The organism is Clostridium neonatale (assembly GCF_900465025.1).
In the GTDB taxonomy this organism is placed as follows: Bacteria; Bacillota; Clostridia; order Clostridiales; family Clostridiaceae; genus Clostridium; species Clostridium neonatale.
Genome location: NZ_UICR01000001.1, coordinates 2,409,565 through 2,433,425, shown reverse-complemented (window position 1 = coordinate 2,433,425; position 23,861 = coordinate 2,409,565). Strand labels below are relative to the sequence as shown.

The 23,861-nt window shown below is 27.6% G+C and carries 23 protein-coding genes; 11 read left to right on the top strand and 12 right to left on the bottom strand.

Features of this window, described 5'->3' with window-relative positions; genetic code table 11:
• The first annotated feature begins 78 nt into the window (after window positions 1-78).
• From CNEONATNEC86_RS11130 to miaB, 9 genes are all read left to right on the top strand, one after another.
• The gene (locus tag CNEONATNEC86_RS11130) at window positions 79-591 is read left to right on the top strand and encodes a L,D-transpeptidase (RefSeq protein ID WP_058295238.1); all 513 of its coding nucleotides are present in this window, start codon (window positions 79-81) and stop codon (window positions 589-591) included.
• Between the two features lie 218 nt (window positions 592-809).
• Window positions 810-1,661 (top strand): DegV family protein, encoded by an 852-nt coding sequence (locus tag CNEONATNEC86_RS11125; RefSeq protein ID WP_058295239.1) that lies wholly within the window; start codon window positions 810-812, stop codon window positions 1,659-1,661.
• A 3-nt stretch (window positions 1,662-1,664) separates the two neighbouring features.
• A complete protein-coding gene (locus CNEONATNEC86_RS11120; RefSeq protein WP_058295240.1) occupies window positions 1,665-2,126 on the top strand; it encodes a PadR family transcriptional regulator in 462 nt (153 codons plus the stop codon).
• A 162-nt stretch (window positions 2,127-2,288) separates the two neighbouring features.
• Window positions 2,289-2,723, top strand: coding sequence for a GTP pyrophosphokinase (locus tag CNEONATNEC86_RS11115; RefSeq protein WP_159116285.1), 435 nt, complete (start codon window positions 2,289-2,291; stop codon window positions 2,721-2,723).
• A 112-nt stretch (window positions 2,724-2,835) separates the two neighbouring features.
• Complete coding sequence (locus CNEONATNEC86_RS11110; RefSeq protein WP_159136012.1) at window positions 2,836-4,053, top strand: BaiN/RdsA family NAD(P)/FAD-dependent oxidoreductase; 1,218 nt, start codon at window positions 2,836-2,838, stop codon at window positions 4,051-4,053.
• Window positions 4,054-4,192: 139 nt separating this feature from the next.
• The gene (cmk, locus tag CNEONATNEC86_RS11105) at window positions 4,193-4,852 is read left to right on the top strand and encodes a (d)CMP kinase (protein ID WP_159136011.1); all 660 of its coding nucleotides are present in this window, start codon (window positions 4,193-4,195) and stop codon (window positions 4,850-4,852) included.
• Window positions 4,853-4,863: 11 nt separating this feature from the next.
• Window positions 4,864-6,768 (top strand): bifunctional 4-hydroxy-3-methylbut-2-enyl diphosphate reductase/30S ribosomal protein S1, encoded by a 1,905-nt coding sequence (locus tag CNEONATNEC86_RS11100; RefSeq protein WP_058295244.1) that lies wholly within the window; start codon window positions 4,864-4,866, stop codon window positions 6,766-6,768.
• A 116-nt stretch (window positions 6,769-6,884) separates the two neighbouring features.
• Window positions 6,885-7,745, top strand: coding sequence for a GNAT family N-acetyltransferase (locus CNEONATNEC86_RS11095; RefSeq protein WP_058295245.1), 861 nt, complete (start codon window positions 6,885-6,887; stop codon window positions 7,743-7,745).
• A 141-nt stretch (window positions 7,746-7,886) separates the two neighbouring features.
• On the top strand, window positions 7,887-9,230 hold the full coding sequence (gene miaB, locus CNEONATNEC86_RS11090) for a tRNA (N6-isopentenyl adenosine(37)-C2)-methylthiotransferase MiaB (protein WP_159136010.1): 1,344 nt from the start codon (window positions 7,887-7,889) through the stop codon (window positions 9,228-9,230).
• 313 nt (window positions 9,231-9,543) lie between these two features.
• Here the strand turns inward: miaB and CNEONATNEC86_RS11085 are convergent, their stop codons facing one another.
• Together CNEONATNEC86_RS11085 and ybaK are read right to left on the bottom strand one after the other, a co-directional pair.
• Window positions 9,544-9,705: a hypothetical protein gene (locus tag CNEONATNEC86_RS11085; protein ID WP_157065777.1), complete on the bottom strand. Its 162-nt coding sequence runs from the start codon at window positions 9,703-9,705 to the stop codon at window positions 9,544-9,546.
• Window positions 9,706-9,822: 117 nt separating this feature from the next.
• Window positions 9,823-10,302, bottom strand: coding sequence for a Cys-tRNA(Pro) deacylase (gene ybaK / locus CNEONATNEC86_RS11080; protein ID WP_159116282.1), 480 nt, complete (start codon window positions 10,300-10,302; stop codon window positions 9,823-9,825).
• Window positions 10,303-11,168: 866 nt separating this feature from the next.
• Here ybaK and CNEONATNEC86_RS11075 point away from each other — a divergent pair.
• Entirely contained in the window at window positions 11,169-12,158 is a 990-nt protein-coding gene (locus tag CNEONATNEC86_RS11075) for a tyrosine recombinase XerC (RefSeq protein WP_159136077.1), read from the top strand.
• A gap of 90 nt (window positions 12,159-12,248) precedes the next feature.
• On the opposite strand, the gene CNEONATNEC86_RS11070 is transcribed toward CNEONATNEC86_RS11075, so the two are convergent.
• From CNEONATNEC86_RS11070 to CNEONATNEC86_RS11060, 3 genes are all read right to left on the bottom strand, one after another.
• Complete coding sequence (locus CNEONATNEC86_RS11070; protein WP_058295248.1) at window positions 12,249-12,785, bottom strand: hypothetical protein; 537 nt, start codon at window positions 12,783-12,785, stop codon at window positions 12,249-12,251.
• A gap of 111 nt (window positions 12,786-12,896) precedes the next feature.
• Window positions 12,897-13,331: a hypothetical protein gene (locus CNEONATNEC86_RS11065; protein ID WP_159136009.1), complete on the bottom strand. Its 435-nt coding sequence runs from the start codon at window positions 13,329-13,331 to the stop codon at window positions 12,897-12,899.
• A gap of 76 nt (window positions 13,332-13,407) precedes the next feature.
• Window positions 13,408-14,061 carry a deoxynucleoside kinase gene (locus tag CNEONATNEC86_RS11060; RefSeq protein ID WP_058295250.1) on the bottom strand — a complete coding sequence of 218 codons (654 nt, stop codon included), beginning with the start codon at window positions 14,059-14,061 and terminating at the stop codon, window positions 13,408-13,410.
• Between the two features lie 196 nt (window positions 14,062-14,257).
• Between CNEONATNEC86_RS11060 and lexA the strand changes: the two genes are divergently transcribed.
• Complete coding sequence (lexA, locus tag CNEONATNEC86_RS11055; RefSeq protein ID WP_058295251.1) at window positions 14,258-14,866, top strand: transcriptional repressor LexA; 609 nt, start codon at window positions 14,258-14,260, stop codon at window positions 14,864-14,866.
• A gap of 68 nt (window positions 14,867-14,934) precedes the next feature.
• On the opposite strand, the gene CNEONATNEC86_RS11050 is transcribed toward lexA, so the two are convergent.
• From CNEONATNEC86_RS11050 to CNEONATNEC86_RS11020, 7 genes are all read right to left on the bottom strand, one after another.
• Window positions 14,935-16,548 (bottom strand): amidohydrolase, encoded by a 1,614-nt coding sequence (locus CNEONATNEC86_RS11050; protein WP_159136008.1) that lies wholly within the window; start codon window positions 16,546-16,548, stop codon window positions 14,935-14,937.
• 397 nt (window positions 16,549-16,945) lie between these two features.
• Window positions 16,946-18,232, bottom strand: a complete 1,287-nt coding sequence (locus tag CNEONATNEC86_RS11045) for a methionine gamma-lyase family protein (protein ID WP_159136007.1) — start codon at window positions 18,230-18,232, stop codon at window positions 16,946-16,948.
• A 72-nt stretch (window positions 18,233-18,304) separates the two neighbouring features.
• Window positions 18,305-18,538 (bottom strand): RNA chaperone Hfq, encoded by a 234-nt coding sequence (gene hfq / locus CNEONATNEC86_RS11040; RefSeq protein ID WP_058295254.1) that lies wholly within the window; start codon window positions 18,536-18,538, stop codon window positions 18,305-18,307.
• Window positions 18,539-18,580: 42 nt separating this feature from the next.
• Window positions 18,581-19,510 carry a tRNA (adenosine(37)-N6)-dimethylallyltransferase MiaA gene (gene miaA / locus CNEONATNEC86_RS11035; protein ID WP_125149974.1) on the bottom strand — a complete coding sequence of 310 codons (930 nt, stop codon included), beginning with the start codon at window positions 19,508-19,510 and terminating at the stop codon, window positions 18,581-18,583.
• Between the two features lie 19 nt (window positions 19,511-19,529).
• Entirely contained in the window at window positions 19,530-21,515 is a 1,986-nt protein-coding gene (gene mutL / locus CNEONATNEC86_RS11030) for a DNA mismatch repair endonuclease MutL (protein ID WP_159136006.1), read from the bottom strand.
• Between the two features lie 430 nt (window positions 21,516-21,945).
• Entirely contained in the window at window positions 21,946-23,316 is a 1,371-nt protein-coding gene (locus CNEONATNEC86_RS11025; protein WP_243145351.1) for an N-acetylmuramoyl-L-alanine amidase family protein, read from the bottom strand.
• A 2-nt stretch (window positions 23,317-23,318) separates the two neighbouring features.
• On the bottom strand, window positions 23,319-23,837 hold the full coding sequence (locus tag CNEONATNEC86_RS11020; protein WP_125149971.1) for a hypothetical protein: 519 nt from the start codon (window positions 23,835-23,837) through the stop codon (window positions 23,319-23,321).
• Window positions 23,838-23,861: the final 24 nt, after the last annotated feature.

Here is a 23,861-nt window from a genome sequence, read left to right as displayed (position 1 = left end):
TATATAAGCCGTATAAATAATAACGGATATTGATAATTCCCATATAATATATTTAGGATTAATAATTAAGGAACACATATGAACTTTTTATCAAAACTATTTATGAATAATAATGAAGAAAAAAATAAAAATACAGATAAAAATTCAAAACTTAGAAATGATAAAAATTATAATGAATCAGTACAAAATCTTGTTAATTCACAAAATTATTATAGTGCAACAGATTTTTTGATTTATGTGGATACAGATAACTTTAAGGTAAATATTTTTAAAGGAAAACAAAAAAACTGGATTATTCAAAAAAGCTTTTTATGTACAATAGGCAAAAAATCAACACCAACACCAAAAGGCACATTTTCAATAGGAGTTAAGGGATTATATTTTGGAGTTAATAAAGGATATAAGTGCTGGTATTATACAAGCTTTAAGGGTAACTATTTATTTCATTCCATAATATATAATTTAGATGGTTCAGTAAGAGATGGAAGACTTGGAATGGCTTTATCAGATGGATGCATAAGGCTTTCTAAAATAAATGCTAAATATATTTGGGATACAATACCTACAAAAACAAAAGTTATAATAGTTTAAATTAACGTCCTTATTAATTTTATTTAGTTAATAAGGACGTTAATTTTGTATATTTAAGTATTCTAGCCTATAGAAGTTTTCTGATAATTTTATCTATCATTCATTATAATTACTCAGTGAAAATATATCAGTAGTGATATATTTTTTATTATCACTGTTGATAATCTTATCAGTAGTGATATAATTGTTATAGAAAATTCTTTTAAGGAGGAAAACAAATGCAAAAGATAGCATTAATAACAGATAGTGCATCAGATATAAGTGTAGAATTACTAAAAGAAAATAATATAAAATTATTACCTTTTAGAGTTATATATAAGGATGGAGAAGAATATGAGGAGAGAATTGAATTAACATCTGAAATGATGTATGAACGTTTGGAGAAAGAAATTCCGACAACATCTCTTCCAAGTATAGAAAAAATCACAGATGCATTAAATGAAGCAGTTAAAGAAGGATATACACATGCAATTATAATAACAATATCACAGGCTTTATCAGGAACATATAATGCTTGTAGACTTGTATGTGAAGACTTTGAAGGACTTGAAACTTTTGTTTTTGATTCTAAAACATTAACTATGGCAGAAGGTGCTATGGTATTAAATGCTGCTAACATGATAAAAGAAAATAAAAGCTTTGAAGAAATAGTAGAAGCTCTTCCTAAATTAAGAGATAAAATAGATTTATTTTTTACAATAGATACGCTTGAATATCTTAAAAAGGGTGGAAGAATAGGAAAAGTAGCTGGAACAGTTGGGGAATTCTTAAATCTTAAACCAATTATAACTGTTGCAGATGATGGGGCATATAGAACTTACGCAAAAGCAAGAGGATCAAAGCAAGCTGTTTCAAAACTAATCAATATATTTAAATCATACGAAGGAAAAGGAAACTATAGAGTATGGGTTCTAGATGGTAATGGAAAAGATAAAGTTAAAATTCTATGTGACGGAATAAAAGAACTTCCTCATTGCAAGGAATGTATTTTTGCAGGAACAATAGCACCTTCACTTGGAATTAATACAGGTCCAGGACTTGTAGGATGTGCAATAGAAAAGGTAGATTAATTTATGAATGAAAAATTTAATTTTAGTGGAATTGAAGATATTGAAGCTGAAGAAAAAAGACTTTATGCCGAATATAAGAAAAAACTTAAAGAGCTAAAAAAAGTTAAAAAGGAAAAGAGTACAGGGACGCCTGTTTTTACTAAAGGTCTTCTTCCTATTTATGTTTTATACATATTATCTCTAGGTGCTACTAACGGTAACGAAATATCTCATAAAATAGGCCAAAGAACTAATGGCAAATGGGTTCCAAGCACAGGAGGAATATATCCTCTTTTAAAGAGATTAGAATCCGATGGTTTAATAGACGGTGAATGGGACGATTTAGACAAGAAATTTCAAAAGACCTATTCTTTAACAGAAAAAGGTTTTAAGGAATTCAAAAGCAAAAAGGTCATATTAAAATCAAAGATTGAAGAATCTTTGGATGTATTTAATATAATTTATAAAGACCTATATATAAAATAGAAATTTTAACTATATTAACTATATTACTTTTATAATCATAAAAATGATAATTCTTAACAAATGTTAGAATTATCATTTTTTATGTATTTTTAATGAAAATATTACATTTATAATATATAATAAAGTAAATTTATAAAATGCTTGGAGTTGATGATTTAAATTATGATAATTAGAGCTATGAATCTCGTGGATATATATTTTAAAGATAAAAAGGACAAAGGTGGGAATCCATATACAGAACATTTAATATATGTTATGCAAAATGTTGAAACAACTGAAGAAAAAGTAGTTGCGCTTCTTCATGATATTATGGAAGACACAGATATAACAGAAAAAGAAATTTCAGACTTTGGTATACAAAAAGTTTATATTGATGCTGTAAAAATTCTAACAAAGAAATCTTGTGAATCGTATGATCAGTATATAAACAGAATTATAAAAAGTAAAAATCAACTTGCTATTAATGTAAAGATAGTTGATTTAGAACACAACATGAATTTGGATAGACTTAAAATAATAACATCTAAAGATATGGTAAGAAATCATAAATATAAACAAGCGTATAATAAATTACTTCCTCTAAAGAAAGTTTTATAATAATTAATATTATATGTAACACTATATATTTAATTACTTATTTTTAGTATAATATAAAGGTTAATTGAAAAATAATAAATTTAAGTGAAGACGCTAAAAGGAGATTTAAAATTTGAGTAAAGTAATTGTTATAGGTGCGGGACCTGCAGGAATTATGGCTGCAATTCATGCTTCTAAAGAACATGAAGTAATACTTCTAGATGGTAATGAAAAGCTAGGTAGAAAACTTTTTATTACTGGTAAAGGAAGATGTAATGTTACTAATGCTAAGGATATATCAGAATTCTTTGATTATATACCAGGTAATCCTCATTTCTTATATAGTGCATTATATAGTTTTACTAATGAGGATACTATGAATTTTTTTGAAAATGAAGGAATAAAACTTAAAGTGGAAAGAGGAGACAGGGTTTTCCCGGAATCAGATAAATCTTCAGATATTATAAAAGGTTTATCAAATGCTTTAAGCAGAACTAATACAAAAATAAAATTAGGATGTAAGGTTACAGATATAAAAGTAAAGGATAAAAAGATTTCAGAAGTAGTAATAAACGATTCAGAAATATTAAAAGGCGATTATTTTATTATAGCAACTGGCGGAGCTTCATATCCTCTTACTGGTTCAAAAGGAGAAGGCCAAAATTTTGCAAAGAAACTTGGCCATAATATAGTTCCTTTAAGACCAGCTTTAGTTCCTATGGTAGTAAAAAATGCTGAAACAAAGGAACTTCAAGGATTATCATTAAGAAATGTAGAAGTTACCGTGAAAGAAAATGATAAAAAGGTAATATATAAGAACTTTGGTGAAATGTTATTTACTCACTTTGGAATATCAGGACCATTAATACTTACAGGAAGTAGATTTATAGAACCAAATAAAAATTATACAATACATATTGATTTAAAACCTGCATTAAATATAAGTGAATTAGATAAGAGAGTTCAAAAGGATTTTAAAACTTATATAAATAAAGATTTTAAAAACTCTTTAGATGATTTACTTCCACAAAAAATAATACCAATGATAATACGCAGAAGTAAAATCAATGAAAATAAAAAAGTTAATGAAATAACAAAAGAAGAAAGAAAAAATTTAGTAACTGTAATTAAAGACTTCTCTTTTGAACTAGATGGAGTAAGACCTCTTGCTGAAGGTATAGTTACACAAGGTGGAGTAGATATAAAAGAAATTGATCCATCTACAATGAAATCTAGAATTGTAGAGAATTTATCTTTTTGTGGAGAAGTAATGGATGTAGATGCATTTACTGGCGGGTATAATGTTCAGATAGCTTTTTCAACAGGATTTATAGCAGGAACTAATATTTAAATTCATAAACATTGTTTTTAGGTGATATGAGAAATCTAATTTTAGAGTGGTAATAAATGAAACTCTTGTTTGAGACGTTAAAAAATTATATAATCATATTGTAGTCTTAAAATCAGATAATGAAATGAGGAGAAATTTAGTGAAGATAGCAGTTGCAATAGACGGACCAGCAGGTGCAGGTAAAAGTACTATAGCAAAGCTTGTAGGCAAAGAGTTTAATCTTATGTACATAAATACAGGCGCTATGTATAGAGCTGTGGCATTAAAATCTAAAGAAAATAATTTAGGTTCCGAGAAAATAAATGAAATTTGTTCTTTAATAAATACGATGGAAATGCATTTTGAAAATGATGATTTAATATTAAATGGTATAAATATTCAAGATGTAATAACAACACCTGAAATAAGTAATATAGTATCTAATTATGCAAGCATAAAACAGGTGCGAGAAAAGCTTGTAAAACTTCAAAGAGATATGTCTGAAAAATATGATGTTATTATGGATGGAAGAGACATTGGAACTGTAGTTCTTAAGGATGCTCCATTTAAATTCTTTTTAACAGCAAGTCCGGAGGAAAGAGCAAATAGAAGATTTAAAGAATTACAAAACAAAAATATAGAATGTAATTACGATCAAATACTAGAAGACATAAAAAAGAGAGACTATATAGATTCTCATAGAGAAACTGACCCATTAAAAAAAGCAGACGATGCTATTGAAATTGATAGTACTAATCTTGATATTAGTGGAGTTGTTGATGTTATTTGTGAGAACATAAGAAAAAGTATCGATAGATAAGGAGTACTATCATGATAGAGATAAAGCTCGCAAATAGTGCAGGTTTTTGTTTTGGAGTTTCTAAAGCAGTAAATGAAGCATTACAAGTTCAAAAAAAATATAATAAAAAAATATATACATTAGGTCCTTTAATTCATAATAATGATGTCGTTAAGTATTTAGAGGAAAATAATATATATTCAATAAGTCTAGAAGAAATAGACAGTTTAAACAGTGGTGATGTGATTGTTATAAGATCTCATGGCGTTTCTGAAAGTGTATTTAATTTACTTAATGAAAAAGGTTTAGAAGTAGTTAATGGAACTTGTCCTTTTGTGACAAATATTCAAAAAAAGGTTAAGAAATATTCAAAAGAAGGTTATCATATAGTAATATTAGGTGATAAAGATCATCCCGAAGTCATAGGAATTAATGGGTGGTGTGATAATAAAGCTATTATTACTAAAGATGGTGAATTTGAAGATAAGATACCTCAAAAGGTTTGCTTAGTATCTCAAACAACTGAGAAATTAAAAAACTGGGAAAATACACTTAAAAGCTTAAGTGGCGTTAAGGAGCTTTTAACATTTAACACAATATGTGCTGCTACAGATGTAAGACAGCGAAGTGCTGAAAAATTATCTAAAGAAGTTGATGCCATGATAGTAGTTGGAGGTAAGAATAGTTCTAATACAACAAAACTATACCAAATAGCAAAAGATAATTGCGCAAAAACAATACATGTTGAAAATGTAAAGGAACTGCCAAAAGATTTTATTAATAATAATATAGAAAAAATAGGAGTTACGGCTGGTGCTTCAACACCAGATTGGATTATTAAGGAGGTACTAGATATAATGAATACAGAAAACAATAATTTTGAGGATCAATTATCATTAATGGATGAACTAGATAAAAGATTTAAAATAGGTGATGAAATTGAAGGCGAAATTCTTTCAAAAACTAGGGATTCTTTAATTGTATCACTTATAGGATATAAAAGTGATGGAGTTATTCCATTCTCAGAATTATCAGCAAAAGAAGATCCGATAGCAGTATCAGAGAAATTAAATGTTGGTGACAATATAAAAGCTAAAGTAATAAAACTACAAAATAGTGATGGATATGTTGTTTTATCAAGATTAGAATATGAAAGAGAAGAAGCCTTCAAAGAATTAGAAACTTTATTCAATGAAAAAACTACATTTGAATTAAAAATATCTAATGCTCAAGAAAAAGGATTGGTAGCAAACTTTAAAGGCGTTAGAGTCTTTATACCTGCTTCACAAATAGATATAAAATTTACTGAAAACAAAGAAGAATATATAGGAAAAACAATTGAAGTTAGGTTAATAGATTTTTCTGCAAAGAATCCAGTTAAAGTTGTTGCTTCAAGAAGAGTGTTATTAGAAGAAGCAAGAAATGTAGTTGAGTCTAAAGCATGGGAAAAATTTAACTTAGGCGATGTAGTTAAAGGTGAAGTTAAAAGATTTACAAACTTCGGTGCTTTCGTTGAAATAAATGGCGTAGATGGACTATTACACCTATCTCAAATTTCTTGGAATCATGTTAAAAATATAAAAGATATATTAAAAGAAGGTCAAATTATTGATGTTAAAATAATTGACTTAGATAAAGAAAATAAAAAGTTATCATTAAGTATGAAAGAACTTATGCCAAAGCCATGGGAAAATGTTAAAGAAAAATATCCAGAAGATTCTATAGTATTAGGTAAAGTAGTAAGATTAAATGATTTTGGTGCTTTCGTTGAATTAGAACCTGGTGTAGATGGATTAGTTCATATATCAAAGATTTCTCATAGTAGAATTAATCATCCAAAAGAAGCTTTAACTATAGGTGAAGAAATAAAAGCTAAAATTTTAAGCGTTGATGAAGAAAATAAAAGAATAGCTTTAAGCATAAAAGATGCTGAATAATTAATATTTAGGCTGTGTATATAATATAAATTTGTATACACAGTTTTTTGCTTTCATTTTAATTTTATTGTATGCATGGTATAATTTATATAAGGTTTAGAAATGAGGACGGTTATATGGTTGAAGTTGAGAAGTTATCGATTTTTAATATAGATATTTTTAGAGAGTTGTATGATGGTAAAGATAACTCATATATTTGTGATAAGACATTTTTTGAAGCATATGATAATGAACCTTTTATAGTAAAATTTATTTTAAGGAAACAAGTTAAGTTATTTAAACTCAATGAAAAGTATATAGGCTATATATGGCATGAATATCCTGCTTCTAAAAATTTGCCATGTAATATATATTCGTTATATGTTAAAGAGGAATATATAGATTGTATTAAGCCAGAATTTCTTGATTCTCTTAATATTGATTCTTTTAAAATTGATATTAGAGATAATCCAAAAAACTTAGAGCTAATAAAAAAATTAAATTTTACTCTTCTTTCTGAAACGTTGTTAATGAAATTGGATGCTTATAACCCTATGCTTAACATAAATAATAATTTGATTTTTGAACATTTTAAAAAAAATAAGCATGAAAATCTTAGATGCGAATTGCAAAATCTTATTTTTGATAATAAAGACAGAATCCCATTATCAGTGTCAGATATATTGGCTGAAGAAGAAGAGAAATACTATTTGGATGATTTTTGCGTGTTTATTGCAATTGATTCATGCACACCTATAGGTTATGGACAGGTTATTTTAAACAGAGGTAAATATACTATTGTCAATTTAGGAGTAATTAAAGAACATAGAGGAATGAGATATGGAGAAGAACTATTAAAATATCTTATAAATTTATGTATATGCAAAAATATAAGTGAAATATATATACGTGTAGATAAAAATAATATTCCGGCTTTAAGATTATATACTAAGCTTGGATTTAGAGAATATAGTTCATATTCTGTTTGGAACTCATAGTTAATAATAAAGTACAAAAGTTATGTTGATTATTATAATTAGGAATATATAAAATAAAGACTGTTAATATGCAGTCTTTATTTTATATACTAAATTTGTTATAATACAACGTGACAATGTAAAAATGGAGGAAAAACAATAATGAGTTTAGATAGAGAAATTAAAAGTAAATTATATTTTATTGAAACATGGGGCTGCCAAATGAATGAAGAAGATTCTGAAAAGCTTTCAGGAATGCTTAAGACTCAAGGCTATACCCCTACTGAAAATAGAGATGAAGCATCTATAGTTATATTTAATACTTGCTGTGTAAGAGAAAATGCTGAAAATAAAGTTTTCGGAAATTTAGGGATGCTTAAAAAGCAAAAAGAAAAAAATCCTGATTTAATAATTGCTTTATGTGGATGTATGATGCAACAAAAAGGTATGGCAGATGAAATTTTAAAAAGATTCCCATACGTTGATATAATTTTTGGAACACATAATTCTTATAAATTCCCTGAATACTTACATAGAGTTCAAACTGATGGAGTTCAAATAAAAGAAATATTTGATAAAGAAGCTGAAATAGTAGAAGGAGTTCCGATAGACAGAAAATCTAGCGTAAAAGCTTTTGTTACTATAATGTACGGATGCAATAATTTCTGTACATATTGTGTAGTTCCATTTGTTAGAGGAAGAGAAAGAAGTAGAAAGCCGGAAGATATAATAAAAGAGATAAAAGAATTAGTAGCACAAGGGTATAAGGAAGTTACTTTACTTGGTCAAAACGTAAATTCTTATGGTAAGGGCCTAGAAGAAGAAATATCTTTCGCAGATCTTTTAAGAAGAATCAATGAAATAGACGGACTTGAAAGAATTAGATTTATGACATCTCATCCTAAGGACTTAAATATAGAGGTAATTCACGCTATAAGAGATTGTGATAAACTATGCGAACAAATCCATTTACCAGTACAAAGTGGTTCAGATGCTGTTTTAAAAGTAATGAACAGACACTATACTAAGGAATACTATTTAGATCTTGCGAAAAAGATAAGAGAGGAAATCCCAGATGTTACTTTTACAACTGATATAATTGTTGGATTCCCTGGTGAAACTGAAGAAGATTTCTTAGAAACAATTGACTTAGTTAAAAAAGTTCAATATGACTCAGCATTTACTTTTATTTATTCAAGAAGAAATCATACACCTGCTGACAGAATGGAAAATCAAATTTCTGATGATGTTAAGCATGACAGATTTAATAGACTTGTAGAAGTTGTTAATGAGGGTATTGTTGCAAGCAATAAAGCAGCAGAAGGAAAAGTTTATGAAGTGTTAGTTGAAGGAACAAGTAAAAATGATGAAACCAAACTAACAGGTAGAACTAGAAATGGTAAACTTGTAAACTTTGATGGATGCAAAGAAATGATAGGAAAGCTAGTTAATGTTAAGATAGTTGAAGCTAAATCATTCTCTTTAGTTGGTGAAATTATAAAATAAATATAAAAAATTAAAAGTAATCATAGATTATAACAAATATTTTGTTGTAATCTATGATTTTTTACTTATGATGAAATTCAACCTTTTTAATAAAAGTGCTATTTCTATCTTCTGAGAACAAATGTTCTAAAGTATAAAAATAAGCATTTTAAAAGCAAGAGTGAAACTTTAAATTCATAAGCATTGTTTTTAGGTGATATGAGAAATCTAATTTTAGAGTGGTAATAAATGAGACCCTTGTTTGAAACATTAAAAAATTATATAATCATATATATTAATGTTAAACTCTTCAGAGCCATATATTAATTTATAATTATTTATCATTAATAAGCATATCAATCATTCGCTTAGGATTATCAAAGAAAGATCTCATGATTTGATAATGGTCGGTTTCATCATAATCACAATTTCTTATATTATTATCTTTAATCTCATATATTATTGAATCAAGATAAGCCATAATAATAGATATCAATTTTAAATTCCTCCTAAAACTACTATAGATAGTTTATTGTATTAATTTATATTAAAAAGTAACTGTTTTTACTTTCGGAACATTTGTTCTAAAACCATAAAACAGTCACTTTTGATTTTATTTAATTATATCTATGAAAGTACAGTCAATAACATTCTCTAGATCTTTTGGATTCATCTCGATTTGGGCACCTATTTTTCCGGCGCTAAAAACTATTGTAGAATGCTCTAATGCACTTTCTTGAACAAATGTCCTAAATGCTTTTTTCATGCCTATAGGAGAGCAGCCGCCTCTTATATATCCTGTAATTTTATTTATATCTTTTACATGAATCATTTCAATATTCTTTTCACCTGCAGCTTTTGCAGCTTTTTTCATATCTAATTCTTCAGCAACTGGAATAACATACACTAAAAATTCTTTTGAATTACCTTGCGTTACTAACGTTTTAAAAACAGAGCTTACATCTTTGTTTATCTTATGAGCAACAGCAACTCCATCTATTTTTCCATCTTTATTTTCATAACTATGAGTAGTGTATTCTACATTTTTACTATCTAGTATTCTCATAGCATTTGTTTTACTTTCTTTAGCCATCTTTGAATCCTCCTATGTATAACAAACTATGACTATTATACCATAATATAAAGCATTTATTTTATGGATAATAATAAAAGTTAACATTTCTGAATACGAAAATAAATCACTATTTACAATAAAATACATCAAAATTGCTCCCTCTGTTTTTACGTATATTTATCTGAAAATTCATTATTTTTCAAATATTTTTGAAATTATGTGTTTTTAAATTACATAAATAGAATATTATATAAAAAATATATAATAATTAAATTATAAGTAAATATAGTATTATATTGATTAATATTACAGGGTTTTTATTTTAAAATTGTATTTAAATTCAATTTCGTTTGTGTTGAAAAAATAAATTTTAAAAATATATAAAACTAGTAAAAGGATGTCTTCTTAATTTTGAAATTTAATTTTTATAATAAAATGATTAAATGATATTACTAAGATAAAGTTATTTAAGAATAAAAATCTGAAAAAAATAACCAAATAATTGAGTTCAACCGCACTTTTATTAATTGAGAATAAAAGTGATCTAAATGAGAAAAAATATAAAAAATAAGAATTTTATAAATAAGTTCAAGTTAGTTTGTTAAAAACATTGCACAAATATTTCGGGAGAATTTTTTGCTAAGAATAAATAATGGAAATTTTGCTTTGCTCAGTATTAAAAAGTGAAGATTGATAAAAGTTATATATATGATGGTTAATAAAATATACAGAAACCACTCTCAAAACGCTCAGAAATTATTTCGGGAAATATACATTTCCCGAAATAATTGATTAAAAATGAGTTTATTGGTATAATATATACAAGCTTAGTAAATTTGCAAGCTAGAAATATATTATTATATGAGGTTATGATTATTATGGGAATGAATTTTGATATAAACGAATTTAAAAATGAGAATTTACCGGAATCAGTTGTTGATTTTTTGAACTATTTAGAAACAATAAAAAATAAGTCCGATAACACAATTGAAGCATATAAAAAAGATTTGACTATATTTTTTAGATTTATGCTTTTGTATAAAGGGTATGTTGATCAAAAAAAGGTAGAATTCGATGAGATAGATATAAAATCCGTTGATAATTCTTTTATAAAAGGAATAAAATTAAGAGATTTATACGCCTTTATGTCTTTTATAGAAAAATACAGAGGAAATAGCGCCTACTCTCGTGCCAGAAAGGTCGCGACATTGAAATCTTATTTTAAATTTTTAACTGGTAAAGCAAAAATAATAGATGAAAATCCTACTTTAGAACTTGAATCACCTAAAATAAACAAAAGGCACCCTGTTTATTTAACTTTAAATCAGAGTTTGGAACTATTAAAATCCTTAGATACAACAAATAAAAACTATGCTAGAGATTATTGCATTCTGACTCTGTTTTTAAATTGTGGTATGCGTTTATCTGAGCTATGCAACATCCAAATAAGTAAAATTAAAAATGACACTTTAACAATCATAGGTAAAGGAAATAAAGAACGAACCGTTTACTTAAATGATGCATGTTTAAAATCTATAGATAATCTTTTGAAAACACGTGATGATTCTAAAGTTTCTGGCGAATATAAAAATTACTTGTTCCTTTCGAATCGTGGAACTCCTATAAATCAACGAACAGTTGAAATAATGATAAAAAAACATATAACAAATGCTGGTTTTACTGATGAAAAATACACGCCACATAAACTCAGACATACTGCTGCCACTTTAATGTACAAGTATGGAAATGTAGATATTAGAAGTCTGCAAAATATTTTAGGACATACTAATATATCAACTACACAGATTTATACCCATGTAGATGATGATACTTTAAGAGATGCAGTAAAATCAAATCCTTTAGCAAAATTATAATATATAAAACACCACATAAATCTTGTGAATTTATGCGGTGTTTTACTTTGTTAAATTAAAATTATACTATTTATATAAGAAAAAGTTTTATTATATTATTGGATTACCATATCTTGTATTAAACTCGTTAATATAAGATTGATCATTGCCTTCATAAACGATTAAAGTATTTCCGTTAGTATAATAATGCGGTTTTTCACTGTATACAACTTCACCATCGACAGATAAACCATCAGAAGATATTCTGGCCACATCTGCATTTAAGGCATCTTTTGAATCGTATTCATAAACTCTAACTAATTTATCTCCTGCATAATAATCAGTTTCATTTCCTTTAAACTTATCCCAATGTGTTTCTGCTGATTCTTTTAAATCATGTCCTGCGTTTACAATGTCATCTTTGAAGTTTATAGCTGTATATTTTATATCTTTGCCAACATCTTTTACACCTTCAACTACTCCTTCAGCACTTTCTTTTAGTCCTTCTCCTACTTTGGCCACATCTTCTTTTACACCATCTGTATTGTTTGTGGTATTATTAGTAGTATTAGAACCACATCCATATATCACTGATGCAGATGATAATAATGTCATTAAAGCTAATGCAATAACAAACTTTCTTCTCATTTTTTATCTCTCCTTTCTAAATATCTAACTTCATATTTAGTATGTCGTTTAATGGTTTCATATATACATAAAATAAAAATCACAAGATAATAACTATCTTGTGATTTTAAACTATTCGTTAATCTTCTTTTTTAACTTTCTTACACCTGGATAAATTTCTTCTGTAAGTTCATCTATATCTCCCTCGTTTAACGAAACATTATCGAGATATTCTATATGATCAAAAGCATCTTCATACTCTGTACTTTCGTCGTTTATATAATCATCTTCAGAGAAATTAACTTCTTCTTTAAACTTCTTATATATATCCATTAAATTAAGGTTTTGAGCCTTTATTTCTTCTAAATCCTCTTGGCTTAATGTAGACTTTATTTCTTCTAAAAATTCTTCTTCAAGAATTTCGTTTTCTTCTTGGGTTTTTGCGATATCTTCTATCTTAATAGCTCTAACATCTACTCCATCCATTTCTAAGCACTTTCCGCAATTATCACAAATTTTATTTTCATAAATATCACAATAATCATCATCTGTATATTTAAATGCCATAATAACAAATTACTCCTTTCACTTTGAAGTCATTGTTTTATTATAACAAAAATAAATTTATAAATCAAATATACAATTATTCTGCTCTAATTTCTTTTAACTTTAATTCTATCATTTCCAATACTTTTTCTGCATCATCAGCATTGTTTACATAGTCATATTCATCTATATTTATAGTTAAAACCTCTGAAGCTTTATAATGACTTTCTACCCAGTCATCATATCCTTCCCATAAAGTTTTATAATATGAGACTAAACTTTCATCAAGCTCATATCCACGACCTCTTTTTATTATTCTATCTAAAATAGTTTCAAAACTACCAGTTAAATAAATCATTAAATCAGGCGCTTTTTTAGGTAGTTCATTAAGTTCTTCCAGCATATTTTCAAGCAAACCTTCATACATTTGGAATTCTAATTCTGAGATTCTGCCCAAATCCTTATTAACTTTTGCAAAGTACCAATCTTCATATATACTTCTATCCAATACATTATTCTTATTAACAAGTGCTTTCTTTATACTTTTGAATCTTGTATTAAGAAACCATAATTGAAGTAAAAATGGATATCTTTTTTCTTGTATTTCTTCATCGCTAGCTGTATAAAAAAGAGGTAAAATTGGATTATCATCTACGCTTTCGTAAAATACTTCTGTCCCAAAATGTTCTCCAACAAGTTTAGCTAAACTTGATTTTCCAGCCCCTATCATCGCTCCTATAGTAATCACCATTGTCACCTTTTCCTTTCGAGTAGTACAAACATTATGAAAAATTATTATAATTTCGCCCTAAGACTGAATTAGTATATCAAATAATTTATTTTAAGTAAATAAATTATTTGAATTACCTTTATATCTAAAAGAACATTAGTTTGTCATGTAATATTATCTATGATATAATATATTCAAGAATAGTGAGGTGTGTATAATGTCAGACGAAAATACTAAGCAACAAGAAATATACGAATTTTTAAAAACCTATACTGAAAACAAAGGTTATCCACCATCAGTTAGAGAAATATGTGCAGCCGTTTCTTTAAAATCAACTTCTACAGTGCACGGACATTTGAAGAGATTGGAAAAGAAAGGCTTCATTAAAAGAGATCCATCAAAGCCTAGAGCTTTAGAAATAAATGAATTATCAACTCCTAAAAAAGAAATGGTTAATATTCCTATAGTGGGTAAAATAACAGCCGGATTACCTATACTAGCTACTGAGAATGTAGAAGATACATTTCCTCTACCTATAGATTACATAAAACATGATAATGAATTATTTATGCTTAAAGTATCTGGTGAAAGTATGATTAATGCAGGAATTCATAATAACGATTTAGCAATTATAGAATCTACAAATAGCGCTAAAAACGGTGAAATAGTTGTAGCTTTAATTGATGATTCTGCTACAATAAAAAGATTTTATAAAGAAAAAGATCATATAAGGCTTCAACCTGAAAATGATACAATGGATCCTATAATAGTGCCTGATTGTTCTATATTGGGTAAATTAGTGGGCATATACAGATCTTATAAATAGATTATATAAAAGGGACTTAATATCTATCTTTAGTTTTATAATAACTAAAAAGATAGATATTAAGTCCTTTATAACGAGTACTTTATATCACCGCCAACAATTGTCATATTAATATTTATATCTTTAATTTTATTTTTATCACATCTATAAATATCTTCATCAAGAACTACCATATCTGCAAATTTTCCTACTTCAAGAGTACCTTTTAAATTTTCTTCAAAAGAAGCATACGCTCCTCCTATTGTGAAACATTTCAGCGCTTCTTCTATAGATAAACATTGACTTTTATTATATCCTTCTTCAGGATATCCATTTAAATCTTTTCTTGTCACTGCACAGTATAAGTTATTCATTAAATCAAAGCTTTCAACAGGACAATCAGAACTTCCGCAAACTACTACACCTAAATCAATCAATGTCTTCCAGTTATAACTTGTCTTAGCAAGCTCTTTTCCAACCCTATCTTCTAGTATGTGCTGATCATAATGTATAAATATCGGTTGTATATACGCTATAAGATCTAATTTCTTAAATCTATTAAGTAACATTTCATCTGTAATCTGACAATGAACAATTCCGTGTCTGGTATCTTTCTTTGGATTATTTTTTATGGCCACCTCTATACAATTCATAGCCATTTCAATTGCGCCATCACCTATAGCATGAACTGCAACTGACATATTATTATCATGAGCAGTTGATATTAATTCCTGTAAGATTTCTTTATTATATATAGAAATTCCTTTTGTAGTTTTATCATCCTCATAAAAATTTCTCATATAAGCTGTTCTTGCCCCTAATGAACCATCGCTTATTATTTTTAAAGGGCCAAGTTTAAAATGACTACTTCCTTTATCTAAGTTATATCCTTTTAAGATAAAATCTTTTAATTGTGATAGTTCCATATTACATTGCTGATTTACTCTTATATTTAAAAGACCTTCTTCATCTAATTCTTTATATACATTTATTATATCTTCGTATAATTTTACATTTCCAAAGTCATCACTTTGTACAGATGCTATTCCTGATTTTAAAAGTTTTTTAGATACACTTAGAATAGATTTTTTTATATCCTCTTTTGTTTTTTGGGGTAAAATTGATGTTACGAAGGACATAGCTTCTTCTCTTAAAACACCATTAGGTTGTCCGTAATTATCTACTTCAAAAACTCCGCCATCTACTTGTTTAGTATTTTTATTTATTCCAGCTAGTTTAAGTACGATTGTATTAACACATGCTACATGTATGCACGCTCTCGTTATATAAATTGGATTTTCTGTAGATACCTTGTCCAAATCTTCTCTTGTTGGAAATCTGTGTACATCAAAATAATCTTGATTCCACCCATATCCTATTATCCATTCACCAGCAGCAACATTATTCTTTTCTTTGAAGTCTTTAAGGGTATTTATTATATCTTCTATAGACTTAGCTCCTTTAAGGTCTGCATGTATAAGATTTTCTCCGTATTCAACTACATGCATGTGACTATCATTAAATGCCGGAAGCATTAACTTTCCATTTAAATCTATAATTTTGGTATTTTCATTTTTTAACTTGAGTATTTCTGTATTTCTCCCTAAAGCTGCTATCAATCCATCTTTAACGGCTAAGGCTTCATAAAAATTGTTGTTATTATCTAGTGATGATATTTTCCCATTTATATATATACTATTCATTTTAATTATACCGTTATTGTATGAAGATATATTAAAAAGTTATTTAAATACTTTTATTTATAATCTTATTGCAATAACTATTCCTTTCTATCTAACTAGATATTGTTAGATTCTAATTATATATTCTGATATTATTTTGATTTTCTCTTTTGAACTTAAAATACATATATCTTTTTCTAACCTTACTTATAGAATATATTTTACCATATAATTCATAATAGAAATAAATTATTTTTGTATTGTTTATATACTATCAATATAATTAAAAGTATTTCTATCAAACCTAATATAAAGAGATAGTGTAAAGTTATATACGTCTATAAAACTATATATTTTAAATAGAAAAACAGCAGATAATCTTATGATATACATAATTATCTGCTGTTTAATTATTATACTATTCTTCTAATGTTCTACTAAGTCCAATAAGAACTCCTATCTTGCCGTGTTCGAAGTTAAGTCCACCTTGCATATAAGCAATATATGGAGGCCTTATAGGGCCATCTGCTGATAATTCTATTGTTGATCCAGAGATAAATGCTCCAGCTGCCATAACAATGTCACAATCATATCCTGGCATTGCCCATGGTTCACATACAGCAAATGAATCTATAGGAGATCCTGCTTGGATTCCACTACAGAAATTAACTAACTTTTTAGGATCATTAAATTCTATGGCTTGAATTATATCAGTTCTTTTATCTTTAGATGCTGGAAATACTTTGAATCCTGCAATTTCCATAACTCTTGCAGTAAATACTGCTGTTTTCACCGCTTCTATGGATACATGTGGAGCAAAGAATAGTCCCTGAAAAAGGCTTCTCATAAGTCCATATGTAGCTCCATATTCTCCACCAACACCTGGAACTGTGAATCTATTCTCAGCTTGTTTTACATACTCAGCCTTACCTACTATATATCCTCCACCTAGTGCCACTCCTCCACCGATGTTTTTCATAAGTGATCCAGCCATAAGGTCTGCACCAACTTCACTTGGCTCAATTGTTTCTATAAATTCACCATAGCAGTTATCTACAAATATTAATATATCTTTCCTTACGTCTCTTATAACTTTTATAACCTCTTCAATTTGAGATACTAAGAAAGATTTTCGTGAAGCGTATCCTGTACTCCTTTGAATATGTATTAATTTGTATGATGGTTCATTTCTTAAAGCATTTCTTATTTCTTCAAATTTGAAATGACCTTCTTCATCAAGATCAATTATATCTGTCTTTATATCATACTCATCTAAAGAACCTGGATTTTTCTTTTCTGAAAGTCCAAGTACCCCGAGTAAAGTATCATATGGTTTTCCTGATACACAAAGAATCTTATCTTTTGGTCTTACATTTCCTATTATTGCTGCACCTATTGCATGTGTTCCACTTACAAAGTTATGTCTAACAAGCGCTGCCTCTGTTTTGAATATTCTAGCGTATACTCTGTCTAAAGCATCACGTCCAATATCATCCAATCCATATCCTGTTGTATTAGTAAAATGAGAATCACTTATTCTTTCTTCTTGAAATGCTTTAAGAACTTTCAATTGATTAAATTCTCTTACATCATCATATGACTGCAAGTCTTTTTCAATATCACTTAATGCCTGTCTATATATTTCTAAGGCCCTATCACTTATTTTATAGTTATTAATTAAGAAATCTTCAGTAATTTTTATCATGTTTTTTCTTCTCCTTATTTTGTTTTTCACCCAAAAATAAATAGGCATATATGCCTATTTATCAATGTTTTTTTATTCATTTTCTGTAAATAAAATAGGTTTAAAAGGTGTAATAGTTGAAATTGAATGTTTATAAATTAACATTTGCTTATCATCACAATTTAACACTACTGTAAAGTTATCAAAACCTTTTACAAAACCTTTTAATTGAAATCCATTTAATAAATGAATGATAACTTGAATTTTATTTTTTCTTGCATTATTTAAGAAAATATCTTGTAAATTATTTTGTGTTTTATTGACCAAAATCTACACCTCCGTAAATAACCATATATCATTATTATAACTCTAGTTATGAATAATGTCATTAATAATTTTGATAACTATTTCATCATCACTCATAATATCTTTATCTAAAAATACACATCTTTTATCACGTCTAAACCATGTTAATTGCCTTTTAGCATAATTTCTAGATCCTTGTTTTATCATATTTACCGCTTCTTCTAATGATATTTTATTTTCTAAGTAATACAGTATTTCTTTATAACCTATACCTTGCATTGACTGCATATGTGAAGTATACCCCATATTTTTAAGCTTTATACACTCATCAAGAAGTCCTCTTTCCATCATAATATCTACACGCTTATTAATTCTTTCATATAGCTTTTCACGATTCATAGTTAAAACATAATAATATATATCATAATTACTATTATAAAAATCATCTCCAGCATTGAAAGAACTAAACGGCTTTCCTGTAAGTTTAAATACTTCTAAAGCACGAATAACTCTTTTTCTGTTATTTGCATGTATTTCATTATAGCTTATAATATCACACTTTTTTAACATTTCATGTATATATTCATTGCCTTTTTCTATTGCTAGTTTCTCTAAATATTCTCTATATTCATCATCTTTTTCTGCCTCAGTAAAAGTCATGTTACATGTTAATGAGTTTATGTAAAGACCTGTTCCTCCAACTATCATTGGTAATTTAGCTTTATTTAAAATCTCTTTAAGTGCTGTTTCACCATATTCCTTAAAATCAGCAACTGAAAAAGGAATATCTGGATTTATAACATCTATTAAATAATGTTTTATTCCATCCATTTCTTCTTCACTTACTTTAGCAGAACCAATATCCATATGCTTATATATCTGCATTGAATCAGCTGAAATTATTTCTCCATTTAATTCTTTTGCAAGTCTTATTGAAAGCTCAGTTTTGCCTACAGCTGTAGGTCCAGCGATAACTAATAATTTCTGTTTCATTATTACATCCTTTCATTTCTTATACTATTCGTCTGAATTTTTTATCTATATCTGTACTTGTAAACTTAACTATTACAGGTCTTCCATGTGGACAATGAAATGGATCATCTATATATCTAAGTTCCTCAACTAGTTTAATCATTTCATTAAATTCTAACTTATCATTTCCTTTAACAGCAGCTTTACATGCTTTTGTAGCAATTGCATTATGCTTTACTTCACTTGTTTTTCCGTTACCTAAATTCTTTAAGTTATCAAGTATTTCTAAGAATAGCTTTTTAGCATTAAGTCTCCCAAGAAAATAAGGAACTTCCTTTAATGCAAGTGATGTACCACCAAATTCTTCTAAAACAAAGCCTGCTTCTTTGAAAACTTTTATATTTTCTTCATAATATGAATAATCGTCTATTGTTAAGTCTATAATAGTTGGTACCATAAGAGGCTGAATTACTATATCACCATTCTCAATTTCCTTTAAGTATTTTTCAAAAAGTATTTTTTCATGTGCTGCATGCTGATCTATCATATAAAGAGTACTGTCATATTCACCTAATATATAGGTCTTATTATATTGACCTATGATTGTTATAGGCGGAAACTTAGCAAATTTTACTTCATTAATAGTAGAGTTACTAACATTATTTATATTTTTAGATTCTTCAGAATATATATTTTCTTCTTTTTTTAAATCTATAGCTGTATATCCTTCACTACTTATATTGTTTTTTGAATCATATTTTTCATGAAAAGTAGTTTCTACTGGAAATTGTGCAGAGGCATAAGATTCTGAATTTGTTTTCAAATCAACCGGTATATTTATTTCTTCTTTAGGCTTTTCAGAAGATAAATTTACATTTAATATCTTGCCACCATCCATTACTTCTTTAGCAATATTGCTTGCAATTTTAACTTTCTCTTCTTCTTCTTTTATTTTAAAAGCTATTTCTTCAAATGAAGGAATCTTAGAGGTTTCTTTAAAAGTTTCTTCTTCTTCTTTTATTGCAAAATCATCGAATACATCATTTTTAAGAGCTGTATGTACTGCATTAAATATTTTACCAAATATCATTCTTTCATCATTGAATTTTATTTCTGCTTTTGTTGGATGTATATTAACATCTACATACTCAGGATATATTTCAATATATAAAATAAAGAATGGAAATTTATTTACCGTTGAAAATGATTTAAAAGCCTGCTCTACTGCAACTGCAAGAGACTTATTTTTTATATATCTTTTATTTACAAATGTGCTTTGATTATTTCTTGAACCTCTTGCTATATCCTCTCTGCCTACATATCCATGTATAGTTACTAAATCTGAAGTATCTTCAAAATAAATAATATCTTCACTTATATTTCTACCATAGATAGTTCTTATAACATCTTTTATATCTCCGTTTCCAAAAGTATGTATTATTTTTTTACCATTATTATACAATTTTATACTTACATCTGGATTAGCAAGCGCAATTCTTGTAACTATATCATTAATAAGAGAACCTTCTTTAGATATTGTTTTTAAAAATTTCTTTCTTGCAGGTACATTGTAGAATAAATCTCGTACTTCTATTATCGTACCTTTATTAATACCACATTCAGTTACATCGGATATTCCTCCACCTTCAATTGATATTTCATATCCAAATCCACTTTCTTCTTGCTTAGATTTTAAATTAACCTTAGATACAGATGCTATAGAAGGTAGTGCTTCCCCTCTAAATCCTAGTGTACTTATATTATATATATCTTCTGATTCTTTTATTTTACTTGTTGCATGAGGCAGAAATGCTTTAGTCATATCATCTTTATATATGCCATCACCATCATCTATGACTCTCATTAAGGATATTCCACCTTCTTCAACTTCTATTAATATATTTTTAGCATTGGCATCTATTGAATTTTCAACTAACTCTTTTACCACAGAAGAAGGTCTTTCAACAACTTCCCCAGCTGCAATCTTATTTGCTGTATCTTCACTTAAAATATTAATTCTTTTCATTTAATTTTATCCTCCTTTCCTCTAAAGCTTTTAGCTTATACACGTTTCTTAAGTAAATCAATTTAAATATTATTTTATAATTTTAATACTAACTATTAATCGTATATTACAATATATAAATATTATTTTAAACATAATTATTAGAATATATTTTCATTAGTAAATATTCTTTGTAATATTTGATTTGTATTATCAATTGTATTATATCTAATTTAAACGTCAATAACAAATTTAAGTTTTTAAGACCTATTAATATAGCTATTGAGCCAACTTATTCTCTAATTGGTATACAGGTACAGGTATATAATTTTCAGAGCATTAACAAGGGTACCTCCACAAAGAGAGATACCCTACAAATGCTATCGCTTCAAAGTCCCATATGAAATTATTTTATATTCATAAAATAATCAATCAGTAACATCTATTGATTTTATGCTAAACTACCATCAGAATTAAATATATATTTTTCTCCATTAATATATTTCTTTCCAGTAGTCATTATTCCATTTACATTGAAATAATATTTCTTTCCGTCAACAGTTACCCATTCATTTTTCTTCATCTTACCAGTTGTATCATCTAAATAGCACCATCCATCACTTGACCAAGCCCATCCTGTTTTCATTTTTCCATTACTATCAGAATAATACCAATTTCCATCTTTTCTAAACCATCCAGTCTTTAAAGCTCCTGAAGGATCTGAGAAACAATACCATCCACCATTAATATAAAGCCAATCAGTTGCAAGAGCTCCATTATCTTTTAGGTAGTACCATTTATCTTTACTATATTTCCATGCTGATGTTGCCATAGAACCATCATTTTCAAAATAGTACCAATAATCACCTATTTTAATCCATGATGTTGCAGCTTTACCATTTGCTTTAAAGTAATAGTTTTTGCCATTATAAGTTGCCCACTCAGATTTCAATGCAGCACCATCTGCGCCAACATAATATTTATCTTCACCATCTTCTATTAAAGTGTCAAATACTTGATAGCCTTCTTCTTTGTCAAAGTAGCATCTCTTACCATCAACAATCTGCCAGCCAGTTTCCATAGCACCATCTATTCTATTGAAATAATAAGTTTTTCCATCAATTTTTTGAACACCTTTTAAGCTTATCCCATCTTCATCATAATAATAGATATAGCCATCTCTTTTCCCCCAGCCTTCATCATTATCAAATCTATCAAATACTTTGTCCCAAGCATCATCTACATCGTCACTTTTATCATTTAATGAATCACTTAAATCACTTACAGTATCTTTGATTCCACCTATAGTTCCTTTAATATCACTTAATATTCCATCAATTTTACCTTCTATAGAATGAATTTTCTCCTCTAGAATGCTTTTTAATTGTTCGAGAGTTTTAAGATCTAATTTATCTGCTTGAATATATATTGGGTCTTTACCAGCTTCTTTTAATGCATAAGCTGCTTTACCACCAACTATATATCCTTTGCCAATCATCTCCATTTTGCTGTTTAACACACCATATCCATATAAAGTAATTTCACTAATCTTATCACTTTTAATTGGTATTGTTTTTGACTTTGTAATATCTATCTTAACTAAATAAACATCATCATACTTTTTACTATATTCATCTTTTAAATAACTTTCTAAATACCCACTTAACATAGTAGTTATTTGATCTTCAGTATACGTTATACCTATATTATTTGAGCTTTCTGCTGCATATACTGGTTTATAAAATGCAGCATTATAAGTCACACTGCTAATTGTTAATAAACTTAATAAAATTGCTATAGTTTTTTTACTTCTATTTATCATTTTTAATCCCTCCATTGGCTTCCTAGTCTGCTAATAGCTCTTTCTAAATTATCCATATGAGCTTGAAATTCATCTAACGTATCAGTTAAATCCTCTTTATTAACAGGATTATCATAAGAATCTTTTCTATCTTTAGCATCATCAACATTATCTTGAAGTTCATCAAGTTCATCTGAGATTTCATCAAATTTATCCTTTATTTCTTCACTTTTCCCTTCAAAATCTGCTCTATTTATAATATCACTTAATTCATCAGCTTTTTCACTTACTTCATTTAAAATTCTTGTTGCGTCGCTATCAGCTTCATCTAATTTATCAGCTATTTCTGATGGCTTACTATTTAATTTTTCAAGGAAATCTTGAATATCTTCATTATCATAAGCTTCATCTATTGATTCGCTTGATAATTCATCATCATCAGGCTTACTAAGTTTTGTTACATGATCATCCTCCATATTGCATCCTATAAATGACAAACTGGAAACAATTAATAATATTGATAATAAAAATTTTCCTTTCATAATTTACACCTCTTTTAAATAAAA

Excerpts from the sequence above, each read along its gene's own strand:
- CNEONATNEC86_RS11120 (WP_058295240.1), top strand. The coding sequence starts at position 1,665 with ATGAATGAAAAATTTAATTTTAGTGGAATTGAAGATATTGAAGCTGAA.
- CNEONATNEC86_RS11130 (WP_058295238.1), top strand. The coding sequence starts at position 79 with ATGAACTTTTTATCAAAACTATTTATGAATAATAATGAAGAAAAAAAT.
- CNEONATNEC86_RS11060 (WP_058295250.1), bottom strand. The coding sequence starts at position 14,061 with ATGGTGATTACTATAGGAGCGATGATAGGGGCTGGAAAATCAAGTTTA.
- mutL (WP_159136006.1), bottom strand. The coding sequence starts at position 21,515 with ATGAAAAGAATTAATATTTTAAGTGAAGATACAGCAAATAAGATTGCA.
- lexA (WP_058295251.1), top strand. The coding sequence starts at position 14,258 with ATGTCAGACGAAAATACTAAGCAACAAGAAATATACGAATTTTTAAAA.
- CNEONATNEC86_RS11095 (WP_058295245.1), top strand. The coding sequence starts at position 6,885 with ATGGTTGAAGTTGAGAAGTTATCGATTTTTAATATAGATATTTTTAGA.
- CNEONATNEC86_RS11045 (WP_159136007.1), bottom strand. The coding sequence starts at position 18,232 with ATGATAAAAATTACTGAAGATTTCTTAATTAATAACTATAAAATAAGT.
- CNEONATNEC86_RS11070 (WP_058295248.1), bottom strand. The coding sequence starts at position 12,785 with ATGAGAAGAAAGTTTGTTATTGCATTAGCTTTAATGACATTATTATCA.
- CNEONATNEC86_RS11115 (WP_159116285.1), top strand. The coding sequence starts at position 2,289 with ATGATAATTAGAGCTATGAATCTCGTGGATATATATTTTAAAGATAAA.
- CNEONATNEC86_RS11020 (WP_125149971.1), bottom strand. The coding sequence starts at position 23,837 with ATGAAAGGAAAATTTTTATTATCAATATTATTAATTGTTTCCAGTTTG.
- CNEONATNEC86_RS11065 (WP_159136009.1), bottom strand. The coding sequence starts at position 13,331 with ATGGCATTTAAATATACAGATGATGATTATTGTGATATTTATGAAAAT.
- CNEONATNEC86_RS11050 (WP_159136008.1), bottom strand. The coding sequence starts at position 16,548 with ATGAATAGTATATATATAAATGGGAAAATATCATCACTAGATAATAAC.
- miaB (WP_159136010.1), top strand. The coding sequence starts at position 7,887 with ATGAGTTTAGATAGAGAAATTAAAAGTAAATTATATTTTATTGAAACA.
- CNEONATNEC86_RS11100 (WP_058295244.1), top strand. The coding sequence starts at position 4,864 with ATGATAGAGATAAAGCTCGCAAATAGTGCAGGTTTTTGTTTTGGAGTT.
- CNEONATNEC86_RS11075 (WP_159136077.1), top strand. The coding sequence starts at position 11,169 with ATGAATTTTGATATAAACGAATTTAAAAATGAGAATTTACCGGAATCA.
- ybaK (WP_159116282.1), bottom strand. The coding sequence starts at position 10,302 with ATGGCTAAAGAAAGTAAAACAAATGCTATGAGAATACTAGATAGTAAA.
- CNEONATNEC86_RS11125 (WP_058295239.1), top strand. The coding sequence starts at position 810 with ATGCAAAAGATAGCATTAATAACAGATAGTGCATCAGATATAAGTGTA.
- miaA (WP_125149974.1), bottom strand. The coding sequence starts at position 19,510 with ATGAAACAGAAATTATTAGTTATCGCTGGACCTACAGCTGTAGGCAAA.
- CNEONATNEC86_RS11025 (WP_243145351.1), bottom strand. The coding sequence starts at position 23,316 with ATGATAAATAGAAGTAAAAAAACTATAGCAATTTTATTAAGTTTATTA.